The following is a 20,281-nucleotide window of genomic DNA, read 5'->3' as shown; positions in this document are numbered from 1 at the left end:
CTTTTCCCCCTTTAATGAATTTATGAACGATAATGAATGAATCGAATTAGCACTTATATAAAAAGCACCATATATAATATTTTTTCGCCGTTATACTGCCTGCAAAAAGGATTCTCCCTCCCCTTTTTGATACAAGTAAATAAGGCGCTTCATAACTATTTTTTATTTTCTGGTTTCACAGGTGCTTTCGCCGCTTCTTTCACGGGTTCCTGTAATTTTGCTAACACTTCATTTTGTTTTTCAAGTAATTCTAAAATCTTGTCTACCTTATTTTCTAATGTACGAATATCTTGTTTCACTTTTGTTACATCACGCTTTAGCGTAGGAGATTGTCCTAGAGATTCTGCTTTTTCTTCCAAAAATTCTTCAATGTTATCAACTTTATTTTCTAAGTTGATAACAAGCGTAGCTACCCTTGCAATATCATCTTGAGTTGGTATATTCACTTTTTCTAAATAGCCCTTCGTTGCATCATTTAACATCTTCTGATAAAACAAGTTCAAATCTAGAACGCTTCCCATCCAAGCAGAATACTCTTCTGTTTTGATTGTTTCATTGAGCGCTTTTCCCCAAAATGTTTCAGTCTGTTCATAAGCTTCTTTCCATGCTTGTAGTGGATCGAATTTTTGATCAATCACTTCTCCTACACTCCTTTATTCGTTTTTGAAACAATTCAACCTATTCACCATTTTCCAATATTCTGAATAAAACTTCAAGTCTGTATTTTATTTTTTTCTATATTCTAACAAATGTATTGACATTGAAAACAGATAGGTGTAAATTGCACTTATAAGCAAAAAATTCCATCTAACTGATTCATGAGGTGATGTACAATCATGCTACATAATGAACCAGGCCAACAAGAAAGTTTGGAAAAAAACCAAGCGAAACAACCAAACTCCATGCCAAAAAACTTCTTAGTTCCCTTCTTACTTCTATGTCTAAAAGACTGGAGTCTTCACGGTTACAAACTAATTCAAATGCTAATGGATATCGGCTTCTCTTCCGTTGACCAAGGTAATGTGTATAGAACATTACGCAAGTTAGAAAAAGAAAATCTTATTTCTTCTACTTGGGATACAAGTGAAGGTGGGCCAGCAAAGCGAATTTATTCTTTAACAGAATATGGAGAGCAATATTTAGCAACATGCGCGACCTCTTTTGAGCATTACCAAAATATGCTGCGGACGTTTTTTACGTTATACACCAACGCATTCTTTCCATTTTCTACTTCTCCAGAAAAGGATGAGAAAAACTCTTCATCTTCACCTGGTGGTACAGCAGAATAATCTGCGTTCACAATATGCAAAAAAACATTTGGAGGTCAAACAATGGAAACTAAACCATACGAACTTGTCGATGCATTTTGGAAAAATTGGTCACACTCTCTTTCCCTTTTCTCTTCAGCAGGGAAACAATTAGAACAACTTACTTTAGAAACATTAAAACAACAACAAGATGCTTTGCATAAATTAACAGCAGGGGTAGATGAACTCGAAAAAGAACTACAACAATTCACTACTCAATTGAATAGTCAATATACAGAATACGTGAAGCAATTCACAGGAAATTCCTTAAATGAACAAATTAACGAATGGCAAGACAAATGGAATGAACTTTCTAATCATATTCATCAACTAACTGTGTCTCCAACAAAAACATCTTTGACAATTCTTACACAAACGAGTGGCCAGTTTGAAGAAACAACAAAGCAATTCATTGAACAACAACAACTTCAACGGAACGAGGTTCAAAAACAACTAGAAAGTTTTTTGGAAGAATTCAAATCTACGCAGTTGGAACTCGTACAAAAGTTCGAGGAAAACTCAAAAAATCTATTTACTTCCATCAAGTAAGAAAAATGTGGCAGCTTACCGCAGAACAAACTAAACTCTTTCTTCCTCCTATTACATCAAGATGGCTTACATTTTTCGATATGGAAAAGAAGGAGGAAAAAATGAATCCATTTCAAGAAGCACAGTCTGTTCAAGAGCTTCATTATGATGAGATTCAAGTTGGCGATCAAGCATCCTTAACAACAACGATTACGAATGAAGACATTATCACTTTTGCAAAACTGACTGGGGATGTAAATCCAATTCATATTCTAGACTCTTTTGCAAAAACCACAATGTTTAAAGAAAGAATTGCACACGGTATGCTTGTTTCAGGATTTATCTCTACCGTTCTTGGAACAAAATTACCAGGGAAAAATACAATTTATTTATCACAAAATGTATCATTTCGAGCACCTGTAAAAATTGGTGACACTTTACGTGTCGTCGCAGAAGTGATCAAAAAACGTGATGATAAAAAGATTATTACGTTGCAAACAAATGTATATAATCAATTGAATGACCTAGTTGTCGAAGGGACAGCAACAATACTGAAAAAAGAGTAGCAAATTTGCTACTCTTTTTTCGTATCCAATAACTTCTAATCTCACCGATTACTTCCGTGTATGAGCAAACATATAACACATACACTAACGATACCAGTTTATACAGTGAGCCCACCTCTTCACTGCTCATAAAAAACAAATAAACTGGAATATACATTAGGATGTGTTATAAATGGTAAAAACAAATAAATTACTTGTTCCTGGTGCTGAGCAAGCATTGGAACAATTTAAATATGAAATTGCTCAAGAGTTCGGTGTAAGCTTAGGTTCTAATACAGCATCTCGTTCTAACGGATCTGTCGGTGGCGAAGTAACAAAACGTCTTGTTTCCTTAGCACAACAGCAATTACGTGGATAATCCTATAACAATGGCTTCAGGAGGCAGACACACTCTGCCTCCTTTCTTTTTGACAACATACATTATCATCCTTCTTCACATACTACAAAGAGCAAATCGAAAGGACAGATGTATACTATGAAACGGATTAACATCAGAATGAGTCCACCTCGTGTACTTACATTATCTTTTATTACATTAACCATTATCGGAACATGTTTATTAAAACTACCTATCTCCACTACAACACCCATTTCTTGGCTAGACGCTCTATTTACAACTGTTTCTGCATGTACAGTTACAGGACTCGGCGTTGTCGACACCGGAAAAGTATTCACCTTATTTGGCCAAATCGTCATCTTAACACTCATTCAAGTTGGCGGCCTCGGGATTATGAGCTTCGCTGTATTAATCGCGATTATGCTCGGAAGAAAAATCGGTCTCCAAAATCGAATTTTACTACAGCAAGCATTAAACCAAACAAATATCGGCGGAGTAATCCGTCTCGCAAAATCATTATTTTTATTTTCTTTTACCATTGAATGTTTTGCTACCCTCCTTCTTGCTTTTGAATGGATTCCCAAATACGGTGTTTCCAGCGGACTATATTATAGTTTTTTTCATGCTATTTCAGCATTTAACAACGCTGGATTTTCTATTTGGACTGATAACTTGATGTCACAGTCTCATAGTATACTCGTCAACGTAGTCATTTCGTCTCTCATTATTTTAGGCGGAATTGGCTTCACAGTCGTAGTGGATATAAAGAGAAAGCGCAACTTTAAGAACCTTACGTTACACTCTAAACTTATGCTCTCATCTACTCTTATTGTAAATATAGCTGCTACAATTTTAATTTTTATATTCGAATTCCATAATCCCATTTCCATGAAAGGCTTTACACCATTTGAAGAAGGACTAGCAGCCTATTTCCAAGCCATTTCCACACGCACAGCTGGATTTAATACTGTTGATATGGCTCAATTAACAAAACCATCACTTTTACTAATGATGTTACTTATGTTCATCGGTGCTGGTAGTGCTTCAACAGGCGGAGGCATTAAATTAACAACCTTTTTAATTATGTTATTAGGGGTACTTAAATTTTTGCAAGAGAAAGATGATATTGTCATCTTTAAAAAATCAATCAAAGATGGTTTAATTGTAAAGTCACTTGCCATTGTAGTCATTTCAATCTCATTTATTTTCTTCGCTATATTAATTTTAAGTATCACTGAACAAGTTCCCCTCTTACTGAGTGCCTTTGAAGTATTTTCAGCATTTGGGACTGTTGGGCTCAGTATGGGACTTACCCCAAAACTCACAATAATTGGGAAATTAACTATTATATTTATGATGTTTTTTGGAAAAATGGGTCCTTTAACATTAGCATTTTCTTTTGCACGAAAAAAACAAAGAAAGGTAAAATATCCAAACGAAGACATTTTAACAGGTTGACAAACATTTACATTATCCATATAATAAAAATACAATAGCATATCTCCAAAGGGGAGTAGCGTCCGAGAATTTATTCTTGGAAACAAAGTCGTCATTACGTAGAACCTAGTTCTTCCGGCTTTGTTGGCATTTCATTACATATGTCTAGCAAGACCTTTGCCTATTGACGGCAGAGGTCTTTTTTGCATTTTTTCCAGTTCCTCCCACCGTTGATAAGCTGGAGTATGGGGAAACTAAACAGTGGGGAAACCTCTTCACTTGTTTAATATTTATACAAATGAGAGGAGAATGTACATGGATGTATCATTATTATTGGAGTATGGTTGGGTATTATTAATTTTAGTTGCACTGGAAGGAATTTTAGCAGCTGATAACGCGCTAGTTCTTGCAATCATGGTAAAACATTTACCAGAAGAAAAACGAAAAAAAGCATTATTTTACGGTTTAGCAGGAGCTTTCGTCTTCCGCTTCGGATCATTGTTTATGATTTCTTTCTTAGTCGACGTATGGCAAGTGCAAGCAATCGGTTCGATTTACTTAATGTTTATCGCTGGTAACCACTTATTCAAAACATATGTTAAGAAGAATTCACATGAGGAAGCTGCAGAAAAAGAATCAAAAAAGAAACAAGAAAATTTTTGGTGGACAGTATTTAAAGTTGAAGTTGCTGATATTGCGTTTGCTGTTGATTCTATTTTAGCGGCTGTTGCATTAGCAATGACTTTACCAAAAACAGGTCTTGGTACAATTGGTAGCCTTGATACAGGACAGTTCCTAGTTATTTTTGCAGGTGGGATGATTGGATTAATTATTATGCGATTTGCTGCGACTGCGTTCGTACAACTATTAAAACGTAAACCAGGATTAGAAACTGCTGCTTTCTTAATTGTTGGTTGGGTTGGTGTTAAATTAGCTGTTTACACATTAGCTCACCCTGCTTTAGGTGTTATTCCACACAGTTTCCCAGAGTCTACTACATGGAAATTAATATTCTGGACTGTATTAATCGGAATTGCAGCTGGCGGTTGGTTCTTCTCAAAAGATACAAGTGTCCAAACTACACAAAAGAATTTGGATGAAAAAGCGCTGTAACAACAGCGCTTTTTTCATTGACCTCAAAAATAGATAAAGGATCCATTGAGTGTTACTTTCCCTCTTTTTTCAAGCATATAATATTATAATACAATTTGTTAACGCTTTCATTTTGAAGGTATGTCCTTTTTGTGAAATATTGCACAAACTTATTGAAACTAGGAGTAAATACATGTACTTTATTCATATAAGGAGTATTTACAGACAATGCACTAAAGGAGCGTATTACTTATGCTAGAACAAGGATTAGCTTACGTTGTACAACTTGCGCAGAAGAAGAAAAAAATGTTGGATGCAAATCCAATGCAATACTTCATTCGCGCTGCACTAGCTGGCATCTATATCGGTTTTATTATTGTATTATGTTTTAAATTAGGTAACTTTTTTCATATCGCAAATTCACCCGGAACATATTTAGCAGCTTCTATGTTTTTTGGAATTGCACTTATCTTAATTATATATGGCGGAGCTGAATTATTTACAGGGAATACAATGTATTTTACAGTCTCGACTCTGCGAAAAGAAACTACAATTGTCGATACACTTCGCAATTGGGGTGCTTGTTATGCAGGTAATTTAGCAGGTGCAGTATTTTTCGCATTACTATTTTATGCAACTGGTATTTTTGAAGCAATTGATCATGAACACTTAATGAATACAGTCGTTGAAGGAAAAATGGGAACACCTACAATGCAATTATTTTTCAAAGCGATTTTATGTAACTGGCTTGTGTGCCTTGCATGTTTCCTTCCCTCTCAAGTAAAAGGAGATACAGCAAAAATACTTATGATGATGTTTCTGGTCTTCACTTTCTTCTTATCTGGTTATGAACATAGCATTGCAAACTTATCACTATTTGCATTATCTTTAGTATCACCACACCCTGATACAATCTCTTTCGCCGGTGCTATTCATAACTTAATTCCGGTTACAATTGGGAACATTATTGGTGGATCCGTATTCGTTGGTATGGTGTATCATTATTTAACTATAAAAAATCCAGAGCCTAAAGCGGCAGAAGATAACTTAGAAGCAATTCAACAAGAAGAGATTATACCTTTACAAGCACATATGAAACACTAAAAAAGTTCCAAGGACCCCTTGGAGCTTTTTTACTTCCAGTACATTTCACCTGTATATTTGAAAAAATCTCGCTCACTTCTTTCCCCTTATTTATCCGGTCCAACATATACTGCATACCAATTGAATCGTTTGTATGTAAATGAATTTCCTTTGCGTAAAGACCTTCTGTACAAAAAATTTCTAAAAAATCCAAACCATTTTTTTGACGCCATCCCATATTATAGTCAAGAGAGAGGATACTCACATCATGGTCTCTAACAATTTTGATAGCCTCTTCCACCGTTGTTACTAAAACATAACCGAATGGACAAAGCCTTTGATCATCCATATACACGTTCATCCTCTACCTCTCCTTTTACTCCAAATATACTATAGTCAAATAACAGACTGTTCCAAGTGCAATAAACGGTCCAAATGGTAAAGCTTGTTTTCGATTCATCCGTCTTAATAAAATAGCCATTCCGAAAAAACAAAGACTCGTGCTAGAAGCAAAACAAAGCACAATAAAAATTGCTTTCGCTCCTATTATAAACCCAAGTAGTGAAAGTAATTTCACATCGCCTCCTCCAAGTCCATCCGGAAATATAATTTGAACGAGATATAATACAATAAATATCGTTCCTCCACCTATCAAGCTATCCCACCAAGGAACAAGAGGGATAAAAATAATCTCTATCATAAATAAACAGGCGAAAGAAAATAAAATCACATCTGGAATTAACATATAGAACAAATCTGTCATTGTAATAATAATAAGTAAAGAAAGTAACGTCCATATAAAAAGAAGCTCTTTTTCCATTCCCATCATACACGCAAAAAAAAGAAACGCTACCCCTGTTATCATCTCAAACAATGTGTAAATAAAAGGTATTTTCATTTTACAGTGAATGCAGCGACCTCTTTGCAAACAAAACGAAACAATTGGAATAAGTTCTTTCGGGCTTAGCGTATGGTGACAGCCATGACAATAAGAACGCGGAACAATAATAGATTGTCTCATTGGAATACGTACTGCTACAACCGTATAAAAAGAACCAAGCACCGTTCCTATTAAAAAAGCATATAAATAAAATGTCATACCATCCTCTCCTTTCCCCCAAAATATAACAAAAAGAGTGCGGTACTTCCATTTCGCATTATCTTTGTTCTAATAAAAAAGCAGGCTATTTCTTAGCCTGCTTTTCTCCATTTTACACTACAAAATAATATGCTTTTAATGGTCCATGTACACCTACAACAAGATTCATTTCAATATCAGCTGAGTTACTTGGTCCCGTAATGAAATTAATACAAGATGCTACTGCTTCTCCATTCTCTACACGCGTGTTCATATCCTGAACTGCTTGTGTAATACGCGGTACGATTGTTTCACGTGGGATGATTGCAAAATAAACCGTAGGTAAGAAATGCAAAGAACGGCCTTGTCCTTTATGACTTTGCACAACAATTGTACCAGATTCTGCTAATGTGTAATCACTAAAGGCAATACCGATATTCGCTTTTTCAGCTAAGCGAATGTTCTCTTCTTTTTTCTCTGGATTCCAAATGTTCACTTCAACATTTTGGCCTGGAAGCTCTGTAGAAAATAAAGAATTCAAACCGTACGTAGCAAAGCGGTCATCCTCCGATAATAATATTGGGCCGCCACCGTTTTCAATAATTACTTTTTGCATCACTGCACTCAGTTCATCCTTTGTCGTTTCAATTACAGTCGTATGAATGTTCGTACACTGCTTTTTAAATACTTCTAACAATTCTTCCTCTGAATAATCTTTCAATGTTTCCACGTTTACATTATTTTTCCACGCTGGACGCTGCACGCCTTCTGTTTTACGCGCACGATCAAGTTCTTTGGCAATGTTCTCTAAAAAAGAATCACGGTTTTGAATTGTCCCTGTCATCACTTGTCCCCGCCTTTCTTATGATCTTTATACCAATCACGGAACCTTTCCTTACTTGGAGCCGGGAACTCACGAATATCCGTCCAGTTTTTCAGCGGTCCTACACCTTTCGTTACACGATTACCAGACGTAAATGGGCTCATTGCTGCCGGAGCCATTTTCGATCCCATTTTGTATAAGGCTGCTGAAGAGGCACCCATACTAAACATCTTCATTGCTAATTTTTCTGCAAGTGGTGCTCGTCCTTCTTTTTCAACAATAACTTGACGATGTTTTAATAATAAATCATGTAATGGAATTTTTACCGGACAAGCTTCTGTACATGCTCCGCACAAACTAGATGCATATGGCAATTCTTTATAATCATCGTATCCACCTAAAAGCGGTGTTAATACAGCACCAATTGGTCCTGAATAAATAGAACCGTAAGAATGTCCACCTACATGACGATATACAGGACATACGTTTACACAAGCTGCACAGCGAATACATTGTAAGACTTGGCGGAATTCAGAGCCAAGAATTTGAGAACGTCCATTATCTACGACAACTAAATGGAATTCTTCTGGTCCATCTACTTCCTCTTCTTGAATTGGTCCTGCTACTGTTACATAACTTGTTAGTTTTTGTCCAACCGCACTGCGGCACAGTAAACCAACAAGAACATCTAATTCTTCCATCGTTGGAACCATACGTTCCATACCCATTACTGCAATTTGTGTTTTTGGAATCGACATAACAAGGTCAGCATTTCCTTCGTTTGTTACTAAACAAAGGGAACCTGTATTTGCAACTGCGAAGTTACACCCCGTTACCCCAATTTCAGCATCCATAAATTTTTCCCGAAGTTGCTTACGAACAAACTTTGTCATTTCATATGGATCATCAGAATTTTCATATCCTAGCTTTTCTTTAAATACATCACGAATTTGCGTTCTGTTTTTATGAAGTGCTGGTGCAATGATATGAGATGGTGGATCGTTATCCACTTGCAGGATGTACTCACCTAAGTCACTCTCTAACACTTCACAACCAATTTCTTCAAGCGCATGGTTCATACTAATTTCTTCCGTTACCATCGACTTTGATTTCACAACTTTTTTCGCTTGCTTCTTTTTCGCTACTTCTTGAATGTACTGCGCTGCTTCTTCTTTCGTTTTTGCAAAGAAAACATGCCCGCCTCTTTTAGATACATTTTCACTCAGTTGCATTAAATAATAGTCTAGATTTTCTAATGTATGCTGACGAATTTGTTCACCAAGTTCACGCCACTCTTCCCAGTTTCCTAATTCATCGGCTGCTTTTAATCGATTTGTATATAAGCGCGTTTGTGCAGAAGATACTGCTCCGCGCATAAATGAATCTTGAATTCCTTCGTCAACGCGATCATTAAATTTTTTCTCACTGATTTTCATAGACATAGCTTATGTTCCCCCTTCATGAGCGACTATTCAATACCTCAGCAATATGCATTACTTTTACCTCTTTACCTAAGCGCTCAATACGTCCGCCAATGTTTAACAAACACCCACAGTCAGCACCGATTAAATAATCAGCACCCGTTTCCATTACACTATCAACTTTCTCATCTACCATTTGCTCAGAAATTGGTGTCATCTTAACTGAAAACGTTCCCCCAAAACCACAACAATTTTGTACGTTTGGTAGTTCTTTTACAGTTAATCCTTTCACATTTGATAGTAAAATTCCTGGTGCTTCCTTTACTCCAAGCATACGTGTCATATGACAAGATTTATGGACAGTTGCTGTACCTTCTAAGCTAGCGCCAACATCTGTAACTTTTAACACATCTACAATAAATTGTGTTAATTCAAAGGTTTTATCTGCCACTTTTTGTGCACGTGCTGCCCACTTTGGATCATCTTTAAAAACGTGTGGATACTCGTGAAACATTGTCGCACAAGAACCAGATGGCGTAACGATATATTCTGCATCTTCAAAAGTTTCAATCATATGTTTCATCGCTTCTTTCGCTGCCTCTGCATGTCCGCTATTATAAGCTGGTTGACCGCAACAAACTTGCGCTTCTGGAAATTCAATTTCACAACCTAAACGCTCCAACAATTCAACTGTTGCTTTCCCGACATTTGTTTCAAACATATCGACTAAGCAAGTAACAAACAAAGTAACTTTCATAATTATAATTCCCCCTCATTACAACTTCGCCAACATTCATATGGTCATCAGATGATTAGATAGAAAGAAGAAGTTAGGAATAATTTTCCTACCTAATCCTTTCCCTAAAAAGAAAACGCTTACCTAACCTTTCTTCTATTTTATCAAAAAAATAAAATTTCGAAAGACTAAATCACGAATTTATACCTCTTCTACCTGTGACAATATGCTCTACATTTGTTAAATGATTTAGCATTGCTTGCTGTGCAGATTCTACATCTTGCTCTAATACCGCATCATAAATAGCTTGATGCTCTTCTAAAAGGCGCTCTGCTGTTGTTTGCTCACCATATAAAATAATGCGTCTTGACTCACCAATTGTTTCAGCAATCATTTCTGAAACATGATTCATGAGTTCAAGTAAGATGTTATTATGTGAAGACTCTGCAATCCCCATATGAAAATGAAAATCCGCTTTTTCACCAGCTTTTTCATTCCCAATGCTTTTTGCCATTTCATCTAACCAGTGCTTCATATTTTGTAAATTATCTTCTGTACGTTTTGCTGCAGCTACTCGAACTGCCCCCACTTCAAGCACTTTTCGCACTTCTAATAAATTTAAAATATCTTCTTTCTTCATTAACAACGTATGATTTAACGACTTTGTTAATGCTGAAGAATCGAAGTTTTTCACATATGTCCCTTCCCCTTGTTTCATTTCAATTAAGCCCATTGCCCGTAAAGCACTTAGCGCTTCACGAACTGCAGATCTGCCAACTTGAAACTGCTCAGCTAATTGATGAACAGGAAGAAGTTTGTCACCAGGTTTTAACGTACCATTTTTAATCATTGTTAAAATGGCTTCAGATACCTCTTCGTAAATTTTTTTCGGTTTAATAGATTTGTATTCCAGTTAAATCACCTCAGTATCATCCAAACAACAATTAAAACGATTTATAAGAACATTGCATCCATACCTATTTTAGAACGAATTGGTAAGAAGTACAAATGTTTTGTTCATAAAATCGCCAAATTTTTGTTATATGGAGGGAATTAATGGTTATTATACCCATTAATGGTTTATACTTAGTATTCCCTCTAGATGATTCGCCTTTATTCCTATCTATATAACATCTGAATCAAGCTGGTTCATTAGGTGTTCTTTAAGTAATTCAATAAAAGAAGCATGCTTTACCTAAAACATGCTTCCTTCTTCATTTATCTGTAATTTTATAATAACTGTTGTGCCCTTTCCTTTTTGACTTTCAACCTGCCACTCTCCCTCATGGATATGCACAATTTGTTTTACAATAGCAAGCCCTAAACCAGTCCCGCCATGCTGACGACTTCTCGCCTTATCTACCCGGTAGAACCTTTCTCCGAGCTGCTCTAGATGTTCTGAATCAATTCCAATTCCCGTATCTTTTATTCTCAATTCGCAACACTTATCTTTTTTCTCCAAATGTATGATAATACTACCATTTTGATTTGTATAACGTATAGCATTATCTAACAAGTTATGAAGCACTTGTTGCATCCGATCCTCATCAATCATAACAATAATATCTGGATCAAGATCCGTTGAAATATGCAGTTGTTTCTCTGTACTTTTCAATTCATACGTTTCAAGTACATCTTCAATGAGCTGTGCGAATACGATTGGTTGTTTCTTTAATGGGAAATGCTCCCCTTCTAGCTGTGCAAGGTCTAACAAATCATGCACAAGCCGCTGCATGCGCCCCGCTTCTTTATGGATAAGCTGCGTAAATTTCGATTGCTGTTCTCCCTTTGCAACGCCATCTAAAATTGCTTCACTATACCCTTTAATATAACTAAGTGGCGTCCGAAGTTCATGAGACACGTTCGCTAAAAACTCCTTACGTTTCGTATCTTCAGTCTCCAATGAAGTTGCCATTTTGTTAAATGCTTTACCTAGACGACCAATTTCATCTTCAGATGAAATTGTAATACGCTCAGAAAAATCTCCTGTTGCCATATGATTCGCAACTTGTTCCATTTGTGAGAGCGGCTTTGTAATCGCAATAATAATTTTTCTACCAATCCATATTGTAAGTAAAATCATAACTAAAGCTAACGGAGCCAAAATAAGCCCCATATCATAAATTAAATCTTTAATACTCTTTAATGGAATATATGAGTACACAATCCCAACTAACTTCTTACCATCTAAAACAGGAATGACAACTCCCATAATATTACGATCGAAATGTTCTTCATATCCAACTTTTGTAACCGTCTTTCCATCCAATAATGTTTGTCTATCATCCTCACTAATCAGAGAATGATGATGTACATCAAAAGGTAAACAAGCACTTAAATCACGAGGGTTGCTTATAAAAAGTACATCCGCACTCGAGATACGATCAAATGCCTGAACTTTTTCTCCAAACGCTAACGTACCCTCGTCCTTTTTATATTGAGATACAAGTCTTTTTCCTTCCATTATTAATGAGTCTTCAATGTTTTGAACATATAACTTTTCATATGAATATAAGGACACGAAATAGAGAAAAGAAACTGTTACACATACTGCACATACTACCGTAAGCCAAAGCTTTTGTACCATCGTAAACATGTTACACCTCAAATTTATAACCTACACCCCATACTGTTTGAATGTAGTTTCCACTTTCCCCAAGTTTTAAACGCATCGTTTTAACATGTGTATCTACCGTTCTTGTACTTCCTGCATAATCATATCCCCATACTTTTTCAAGTAATTGCTCGCGGCTGAATACTTGTCCATTATGCATGCAAAGAAAATACAGTAAATCAAACTCTTTTACCGTAAGGGAGATTGTCTCACCGTTCGCCTCAATTTTCCTGCTTTTTTCATTAATTCGGATTGAACCAAATTGAAGCTCTTCTTGTTGTTCTTCCTGCTTTGTATATCTTCTTAATACAGCTTCCATACGAGCGATGAGTTCTCCAGGACTAAATGGCTTTACAATATAATCGTCTGCCCCCATCCGTAAACCATTCACACGATTCCATTCTTCTCCCTTTGCTGTTAAAAAAATAATCGGTACATAAGAGGTTTTGCGGATTTCTTTACAAACTGAAATTCCATCCATCTCCGGCATCATAATATCTAAAATAACAAAATCGTAATGAGCCGTATCAAGCATATGAAGGGCATCTTTTCCATTCTCTGCTTCTCCCCATTCATATCCGAAATTATCTAAATACATGCCAACAAGCTGTCTCATATCACTTTCATCATCTACAAGTAACACTTTATGTTTCTTCATTTCTCTCTTCCTTCTCTGTGCGTAAGTTGAAATGGTCCCTTTCCAACTGCAATCGTTTGTTTTATTTTCATATTCTCTATATCAATTACATACACTTCATTACTATCATAGCTTGCTATATAGCCTTCTTTCTCAATTTTCAAAAAAACAAATGGATTGGATCCTACCTCAAGGGCTCCCACTTCTTGGTATGTTTGTGTATCAAATTTTCTTAATGTATTTGATCCATGACTTAAAGTATACATAAATCTTTCATCACCCGAAATACTAACTGGCATAAATGGTGCATGTAAAGAACGCACCATCTGTCCATTTTCTAAAGAATAGACCAATACTTTCTCATTCACTTGCGTACCATCACCATGCCCGCCAATCCATATTTCCTTTCCATCAGCGCTAACCATGGCCCCTGTTGATGCTGGTGGTACCATAAATGAATGAACAACTTTCTTTTGATCTAAGTCAATCGTGGATAGCTGCGTATCATAAAAATTCAATACATGTAATTGTTTATCATTTTGCACCATTGTTAACGGGCCTTTCCCTACCGAAACACTTTCGGTCTCTTTTCCATTTATCGTAAAGAAACGTACTTTTTGTTCATTTTGATCAGCCATAAATAATTGCTTTCCATCATTTGCTACGATGACATTCGTAATCCCTTTTCCTGTCTTCCATTTATCCACTTGGTTTCCTTCTGTTAACGAATATATATATGCATATTCTAACTGCTTACCATATACAAGCATGTCTTCCCCATTTGGTAACAGTGCGATCCCTGTAATAGGCTCTTTTAATTCCCATGTTGTTACTATCTTTTTCGACTTTTTATCAATAAAACTAACGCTGCCTTCTTTAATATTTGTTGTTATAATGATACTTTTATTTTTAGCAATCGGTGTATATGAATTACCTTGACATCCTGCTAATAGAAACAAAAAACAGAGCAGAAAAAAGTATTTCTTCAAAAGATTCCCTCCATTTTTAGATGATTTCGTTATAATTGTAAAATAGCAAATACTTGTGAGGAAAGTGTGAAATCTTCCTATTTTAATAAAACTACATATATAAATACATTTTGATTTTTCGACATAGTAGCTGCGGTTATGAAAACAAAAACAGTTCTCCACTTATTTCCTCTTTTTGTTTTCTCACGGCATGGGGCGAAAAAAGCACTGACCGCTTCTATGCATGGCCGGATGCTCTCGCCCACATAAAAAGAATGGTTTGATATTAGTTTTTTCAGCTTCGATTTATATATAATGGTACAACAAATAGAAATAGAGGTGTACAATTTATGCTTTTTCCCGATTTAGCGAACAAAATTGTCCGTGAGGTTCGAAGGCTAATTGACGAAAATATTATTATTATTGATATAAAAGGAACAATTATTGCTAGTACAGATATAGCGCGAATTGGACAATTCCACGAAGGTGCCCTTCGCTGCGCGAAAGAAAAGAAAACTGTTATTGTTACAAAAGAAGACGAACAGCATTTACAAGGAGTAAAAGCAGGAATGAATCTCCCGCTTCTTTTCCACGATGAAGTAATCGGTGTCATCGGTATTACAGGGGAACCTGAAAAAATTTCACAATACGGAGAAATATTACGGAAAATGACCGAATTATTAATTCATGAAAATTATTTTTTAGAACAACTAGAACTTGAGCACCGTTCCTATGAAGCTTTTGTTTTTGACTGGTTACAAAGCAATGATTGGTCTCCGAGTTTTCTTGATCGGGCGAAAACACTCGGTATTGATTTACATACAAAAAAACAACTTATTTTATTTTCATTTGATCAAGATGATACGATGCTACAACGCAAAATTTGGCAGCACATTCGTAACGTATTAGCGAAAGAGGAACTATTTGTACGCTGGGGAAATGACCGTTTTATACTATTTACTGCAAAGGAAACAAAGAAAAGAACCTTTCAATTTTTAAAGAGATTGAAGCATGAGTGTGAATCTTTATTTCCTATTACACTCTATATCGGTATTGGACAAACTGTCATACCAAATGAGATGCATGTGTCATACGAGCAAGCATTGCGTGCACTTTCAGTAGCCTTTGAAACGAAAGGTATTATATTTAATGAAGATTTACGTTTAGAAATGTGTCTGCAAGATATTACTACTGAAACTCGTGAGGAATTTCTTCAGCGTACCATTTACAGTTTGCTTCCTGCAACTGAACTCATGCAAACACTACGCCTATTTATCGATCATAATCAGTCCTATAAACAAACAGCAGAAATGTTACACATTCATATTAATACATTACATTACAGACTTAAAAAAATAGAAGATTACACAGGACTCGATCCAAAACAATTTAAAGATTTAATCATTTTATACTTCGCACTTCTTTTATTAGATAATCATACAAAAAAAAGATAGCAAAACTAATTAATCTTTAGTTAATTATACATAGAAAGAAATCCCCTACTTTTTTATGATTATAATGAAAACACTGTTACAACGCTTTTATTCTTATTTTCAGCGGTATATAACTTATCTCAAGCGATTCACGGACAATATATTCAATTGAGATAAGCAAGTTAACAGTTTGAGGGGGGTTTTCTAATGTTAGAACAACATATTATTGATTCATTTGTATCGATTGTGGGCAAAGATAATGTAGATACGTCCAACATGGGACGTTTAACGTATAGTTACGATGCAACACCAAATTTCCAAGCGATGCCCGATGCAGTTGTCGCACCGCGCAATACGCAAGAAGTAGCTGACCTATTAAAGGTATGTACTGAACATAAAGTTCCGGTATACGTTCGCGGGTCTGGAACAAACCTTTGTGCAGGTACATGTCCACTTGAAGGCGGAGTTGTTCTAATCTTCCGTCATATGAATAACATTTTAGAAATAGATGAAGAAAACTTAACAATTACCGTGCAAGCTGGCGTCATTACGCTTGATATTATTAAAGCTGTAGAGGAAAAAGCGTTATTTTATCCACCAGATCCAAGCTCTATGAAGATTTCTACAATTGGCGGTAACATTAATGAAAATTCAGGTGGCTTACGCGGTTTAAAATACGGTGTAACACGAGATTATGTGATGGGCCTTGAGATTGTCTTGCCAAATGGTGATATCATTCGCACCGGTGGTAAATTAGCGAAGGATGTAGCTGGTTATGATTTAACTCGCCTATTCATCGGCTCAGAAGGCACACTTGGTGTTGTAACGGAAGCCATTTTAAAACTTGTTCCAATGCCTGAAACAAAGAAAACAATGCTTGCATTATATCAAGAAATCAATGAAGCAGCTCGTGCTGTATCAGCAATCATTGCCAATAAAATCATTCCAGCAACACTTGAATTTTTAGATCAACCAACAATTGAAGTAGTAGAAGAATTTGCACAAATCGGTTTACCAACAGATGTAAAAGCTATTCTCTTAATCGAACAAGATGGCTCTTCTGAAGTTGTGAACCGTGATATTGAAAAAATGGCTGAAGTTTGTCGTTCTATGCATGCGGTTGACGTTCGCGTTGCCAAGGACGAAACGGAAGCGGATGCACTTCGCACAGCACGCCGCAGCACCCTTTCTGCTTTAGCAAGACTAAAACCTACTACAATTTTAGAAGATGCTACTGTACCACGTTCTCAAATTGCTCCTATGGTTGAAGCAATTAATGCCATTTCTAAAAAATATGATATTGCTATTTGTACATTCGGGCATGCCGGTGATGGAAACTTACATCCAACATGCATGACTGATGCTCGTAATAAAGAAGAAATGCATCGTGCCGAACAAGCCTTTGCAGAAATCTTTGAAAAGGCAATTGAACTTGGTGGTACCATTACAGGTGAACATGGCGTTGGTGCCATGAAAGCTCCTTATTTAGAGTTGAAGTTAGGAGAAGAAGGCATTGCTGCTATGAAAGGTATTAAACAAGCTTTCGATCCACATAATATTATGAACCCTGGGAAAATGTTCGCTAAGGACTCTCGTAAAAGAGTGGTGGTAGAAAGATGACTACTCTAAACAAAGAACAAATTCAAAAAGAGTTTAAAGAACGTCTAGATGAAGATGAATTATTAAACTGTATGCGATGCGGATTTTGCCTGCCGACTTGTCCTACTTACATTCAATCTGGATATAAAGAGTCTCATTCTCCGCGCGGTCGTATCGCTTTAATGAAGGGCATTGTTGACGGCTTAATTGAACCGGATGAAGATGTGGAAAATACATTGAATGTTTGTCTTGGCTGCCGCGCTTGTGAACCTGTTTGTCCATCTGGTGTAAACTATGGACACTTATTAGAAGAAGCACGAGATATTATTAATCAAAATAAAAAGTTCTCTATGCCAGTCAAAGCTGTTCGCAAAATTGTATTCGAAGGATTATTCCCTCATCAAAATCGCATGCGAACATTAACAGGACTCATCGGCTTTTATCAGCACTCTGGCTTACAAACGTTAACACATAAAACAGGCATTATGAAGTTGTTCCCAGAAACACTGGCAACAATGGATCTCGTCTTGCCAAAAGTACCGAAGATGAAAGAAATGAAAAACCGGCCTGAATTTTTACCAGCTGAAACAACAAAGAAAAAACGTGTTGCTTTCTTTACTGGTTGTTTAATGGACACTATGTTTTTGGAAACAAACAACGCTACAACAAAGCTCCTTCAGCTTGCTGGCTGTGATATTGTAATCCCAAAAGAACAAAGTTGTTGCGGAGCACTGCATGGCCATGCCGGAGAAAAAAGCGGTGCAAAAGAGCTGGCAAAACGAAACATCCAAGCCTTTGAAGACTTAAAAATTGATTATATTATTACGAATGCCAGTGGTTGCGGAGCGTTTCTTGTAGATTATGATCATTTATTAAAAGATTATCCAGAATGGGCAGCACGCGCAAAACATTTTGTTGCAAAAATAAAAGATATCACCGCTATTTTAGTAGAGTTAGATTTTCATAAACGTTATGATTTACGCCTTCCTCCGCAAATTATTACGTATCAAGATTCTTGTCACTTGCGCAATGTCATGAGGACATCTTCCGAGCCGCGTATGCTACTGCAAGCAATTCAAGGTGTGACCTATCGAGAAATGAAAGAAGCAGATCGTTGCTGCGGTTCTGCAGGTATTTATAATATTGTACACTCTGAATTGTCTATGGAATTTTTAGATTATAAAATGGAACGTGTTCATGAAACAGACGCGGCAACCATTGTCACTGCAAACCCAGGTTGCTTACTACAAATGAAACTCGGCATTGAACGTGAAAAACTCTCTCACAAAATGAGAGGCGTTCACATTGTAGATTTATTATTGGAAGCAATTGAATATACATCGTAATATATGTAACAATATGAAAACGGCTATCTCCTTCTTCTACGTAAAGAGATAGCCGCTTTTTTTATTCGCTACAAGATTAAAAATATGTTACCGTCTATAAAAAAGAACAACAAAAAGATTACAGTTTTGTAAAAATACATCCATTATATTCCTCGAAAATGTAGAGAAACCCTTGATACAATAGGTTTCTCTACATCTCTAATAGGTAATTCCAACCAAAATCCCCCCTTCAAAAGCAAAGCAGAAAATGCTGAAAACTCCTGTTACACTCTAGTTTTCTCCTATTTTATCTCTTATTTCATTCTAGGATAAAATAGGTAATTTTATAATCTATGTATTTTTTTCCATCTTTTTTCCGGTAATTTGTATGCTACGATGAATTTGTCAGTCAGACAGGCTGTCAAAAACAAATCTTTGTGAGAACAGTTAAAAAACTTTTATATAGGGGGACACATGTCATGAAAAAACGTGTTTTATTATCTGTAGCAGCAGCAACTGCATTTACATTCGGAGCATCTACTCTTAATGCAGAGGCATCAACAGTACAACCATCTACAATGAAGGTTCAAAATATTCAGCAAGCTAAAGACTTTATGCAACATATGAATCAAGAAGAATTACAAAAACACTTACAATCTATGGGAATTAACTCTCTAGCACAATTCCAACAAGGTAACTGCTTCATTCCTGGTCAACAACCAAATGTACCAGCGCCAGAAACTACGAAGCCAGTAGAACAAAAACCAGCTGAAAATAAGCCTGCTGAAGAAGTAACAAAACCTGAAGCTCAAAAACCAGCTGAAAATAACAATAACAACAATGAAACACAAAAACCGGCTGAAAATAAGCCTGCTGAAGAGTCAAAAGGTTCTTTAAGCGAATTTGAACAACGCGTTGTTGAATTAACAAACGCTGAGCGTACAAAACAAGGCTTACCAGCATTAAAAGTTGATGCTGAATTAAGTAAAGTTGCACGCGTTAAATCTGAAGACATGCAAAAAAATAACTACTTCGATCATAACAGCCCAACATACGGATCTCCATTCGATATGATGAAGAAGTTTGGTATTTCTTATAGATCTGCAGGTGAAAACATTGCACAAGGCCAACGTACACCAGAAGAAGTTGTACAAGCTTGGATGAATAGTGAAGGTCACCGTGCGAATATTTTAAATAGTGGTTATACTCACATCGGTGTTGGTTATGTTGAAAGTGGAAACTACTGGACACAACAATTTATCACGAAGTAAGTATAAAAACTGATAGAAAACCCTTC

The 20,281-nt window shown here is 36.2% G+C and carries 21 protein-coding genes and 1 riboswitch; of the genes, 11 read left to right on the top strand and 10 right to left on the bottom strand.

The annotated features are described in order from the left end of the window. Window positions 1-155: 155 nt before the first annotated feature. Complete coding sequence (gene phaR / locus HRG09_RS03920; protein WP_174099454.1) at window positions 156-638, bottom strand: polyhydroxyalkanoic acid synthase subunit PhaR; 483 nt, start codon at window positions 636-638, stop codon at window positions 156-158. Window positions 639-836: 198 nt separating this feature from the next. Here phaR and phaQ point away from each other — a divergent pair, with 198 nt between their 5' ends. The 7 genes from phaQ (at window position 837) to HRG09_RS03885 (ending at window position 6,371) form a co-directional block, all read left to right on the top strand. After that, window positions 837-1,289, top strand: coding sequence for a poly-beta-hydroxybutyrate-responsive repressor (gene phaQ, locus HRG09_RS03915; protein ID WP_174099453.1), 453 nt, complete (start codon window positions 837-839; stop codon window positions 1,287-1,289). Window positions 1,290-1,331: 42 nt separating this feature from the next. Next, the gene (gene phaP / locus HRG09_RS03910) at window positions 1,332-1,856 is read left to right on the top strand and encodes a polyhydroxyalkanoic acid inclusion protein PhaP (RefSeq protein WP_174099452.1); all 525 of its coding nucleotides are present in this window, start codon (window positions 1,332-1,334) and stop codon (window positions 1,854-1,856) included. A 101-nt stretch (window positions 1,857-1,957) separates the two neighbouring features. After that, window positions 1,958-2,401, top strand: a complete 444-nt coding sequence (locus tag HRG09_RS03905) for a MaoC family dehydratase (RefSeq protein ID WP_174099451.1) — start codon at window positions 1,958-1,960, stop codon at window positions 2,399-2,401. A 172-nt stretch (window positions 2,402-2,573) separates the two neighbouring features. Then, the gene (locus HRG09_RS03900; RefSeq protein WP_000241213.1) at window positions 2,574-2,759 is read left to right on the top strand and encodes an alpha/beta-type small acid-soluble spore protein; all 186 of its coding nucleotides are present in this window, start codon (window positions 2,574-2,576) and stop codon (window positions 2,757-2,759) included. Window positions 2,760-2,876: 117 nt separating this feature from the next. Next, a complete protein-coding gene (locus tag HRG09_RS03895) occupies window positions 2,877-4,196 on the top strand; it encodes a TrkH family potassium uptake protein (protein WP_174099450.1) in 1,320 nt (439 codons plus the stop codon). A 38-nt stretch (window positions 4,197-4,234) separates the two neighbouring features. Then, a riboswitch (yybP-ykoY riboswitch) is annotated at window positions 4,235-4,410 on the top strand. Window positions 4,411-4,490: 80 nt separating this feature from the next. Next, window positions 4,491-5,288 (top strand): TerC family protein, encoded by a 798-nt coding sequence (locus HRG09_RS03890; protein WP_174099449.1) that lies wholly within the window; start codon window positions 4,491-4,493, stop codon window positions 5,286-5,288. A gap of 231 nt (window positions 5,289-5,519) precedes the next feature. After that, entirely contained in the window at window positions 5,520-6,371 is an 852-nt protein-coding gene (locus HRG09_RS03885; RefSeq protein ID WP_174099448.1) for a formate/nitrite transporter family protein, read from the top strand. Here HRG09_RS03885 and HRG09_RS03880 read toward each other — a convergent pair. The 9 genes from HRG09_RS03880 to HRG09_RS03840 form a co-directional block, all read right to left on the bottom strand. Continuing rightward, on the bottom strand, window positions 6,340-6,711 hold the full coding sequence (locus HRG09_RS03880) for a cyclic-phosphate processing receiver domain-containing protein (protein WP_174099447.1): 372 nt from the start codon (window positions 6,709-6,711) through the stop codon (window positions 6,340-6,342). The genes HRG09_RS03885 and HRG09_RS03880 overlap by 32 nt on opposite strands. Window positions 6,712-6,726: 15 nt before the next feature. After that, entirely contained in the window at window positions 6,727-7,476 is a 750-nt protein-coding gene (locus HRG09_RS03875; protein WP_375335747.1) for a prepilin peptidase, read from the bottom strand. Between the two features lie 85 nt (window positions 7,477-7,561). Then, window positions 7,562-8,272, bottom strand: a complete 711-nt coding sequence (locus tag HRG09_RS03870) for a LutC/YkgG family protein (protein ID WP_174099445.1) — start codon at window positions 8,270-8,272, stop codon at window positions 7,562-7,564. Further along, the gene (locus tag HRG09_RS03865; protein WP_174099444.1) at window positions 8,272-9,693 is read right to left on the bottom strand and encodes a LutB/LldF family L-lactate oxidation iron-sulfur protein; all 1,422 of its coding nucleotides are present in this window, start codon (window positions 9,691-9,693) and stop codon (window positions 8,272-8,274) included. The genes HRG09_RS03870 and HRG09_RS03865 overlap by 1 nt, the downstream gene beginning before the upstream one ends. 16 nt (window positions 9,694-9,709) lie before the next feature. Beyond that, window positions 9,710-10,429 carry a (Fe-S)-binding protein gene (locus HRG09_RS03860; protein ID WP_174099443.1) on the bottom strand — a complete coding sequence of 240 codons (720 nt, stop codon included), beginning with the start codon at window positions 10,427-10,429 and terminating at the stop codon, window positions 9,710-9,712. Window positions 10,430-10,601: 172 nt separating this feature from the next. Next, complete coding sequence (locus HRG09_RS03855) at window positions 10,602-11,291, bottom strand: FadR/GntR family transcriptional regulator (protein WP_309231999.1); 690 nt, start codon at window positions 11,289-11,291, stop codon at window positions 10,602-10,604. Between the two features lie 312 nt (window positions 11,292-11,603). After that, window positions 11,604-13,004: a sensor histidine kinase gene (locus tag HRG09_RS03850; protein ID WP_174099442.1), complete on the bottom strand. Its 1,401-nt coding sequence runs from the start codon at window positions 13,002-13,004 to the stop codon at window positions 11,604-11,606. 1 nt (window position 13,005) lies between these two features. After that, window positions 13,006-13,680: a response regulator transcription factor gene (locus tag HRG09_RS03845; protein WP_174099441.1), complete on the bottom strand. Its 675-nt coding sequence runs from the start codon at window positions 13,678-13,680 to the stop codon at window positions 13,006-13,008. After that, window positions 13,677-14,648, bottom strand: coding sequence for a YncE family protein (locus tag HRG09_RS03840; protein ID WP_174099440.1), 972 nt, complete (start codon window positions 14,646-14,648; stop codon window positions 13,677-13,679). The genes HRG09_RS03845 and HRG09_RS03840 overlap by 4 nt, the downstream gene beginning before the upstream one ends. Window positions 14,649-14,977: 329 nt before the next feature. Between HRG09_RS03840 and HRG09_RS03835 the strand changes: the two genes are divergently transcribed. The 4 genes from HRG09_RS03835 to HRG09_RS03820 all read left to right on the top strand — a co-directional run bounded on the left by HRG09_RS03835 (window position 14,978) and on the right by HRG09_RS03820 (window position 20,255). After that, entirely contained in the window at window positions 14,978-16,081 is a 1,104-nt protein-coding gene (locus HRG09_RS03835) for a CdaR family transcriptional regulator (RefSeq protein ID WP_174099439.1), read from the top strand. 186 nt (window positions 16,082-16,267) lie between these two features. Continuing rightward, window positions 16,268-17,680 carry a glycolate oxidase subunit GlcD gene (gene glcD, locus HRG09_RS03830; RefSeq protein ID WP_174099438.1) on the top strand — a complete coding sequence of 471 codons (1,413 nt, stop codon included), beginning with the start codon at window positions 16,268-16,270 and terminating at the stop codon, window positions 17,678-17,680. Beyond that, entirely contained in the window at window positions 17,677-19,005 is a 1,329-nt protein-coding gene (locus HRG09_RS03825) for a (Fe-S)-binding protein (protein ID WP_174099437.1), read from the top strand. The genes glcD and HRG09_RS03825 overlap by 4 nt, the downstream gene beginning before the upstream one ends. Window positions 19,006-19,463: 458 nt before the next feature. After that, window positions 19,464-20,255 (top strand): CAP domain-containing protein, encoded by a 792-nt coding sequence (locus HRG09_RS03820; RefSeq protein WP_174099436.1) that lies wholly within the window; start codon window positions 19,464-19,466, stop codon window positions 20,253-20,255. Window positions 20,256-20,281 lie beyond the last annotated feature (26 nt).

The organism is Bacillus sp. Xin1 (assembly GCF_013314535.1).
Taxonomy (GTDB): domain Bacteria; phylum Bacillota; class Bacilli; order Bacillales; family Bacillaceae_G; genus Bacillus_A.
Note: the sequence above shows the minus strand (reverse complement) of the source record. Positions and strands in the feature narration are given on the sequence as shown.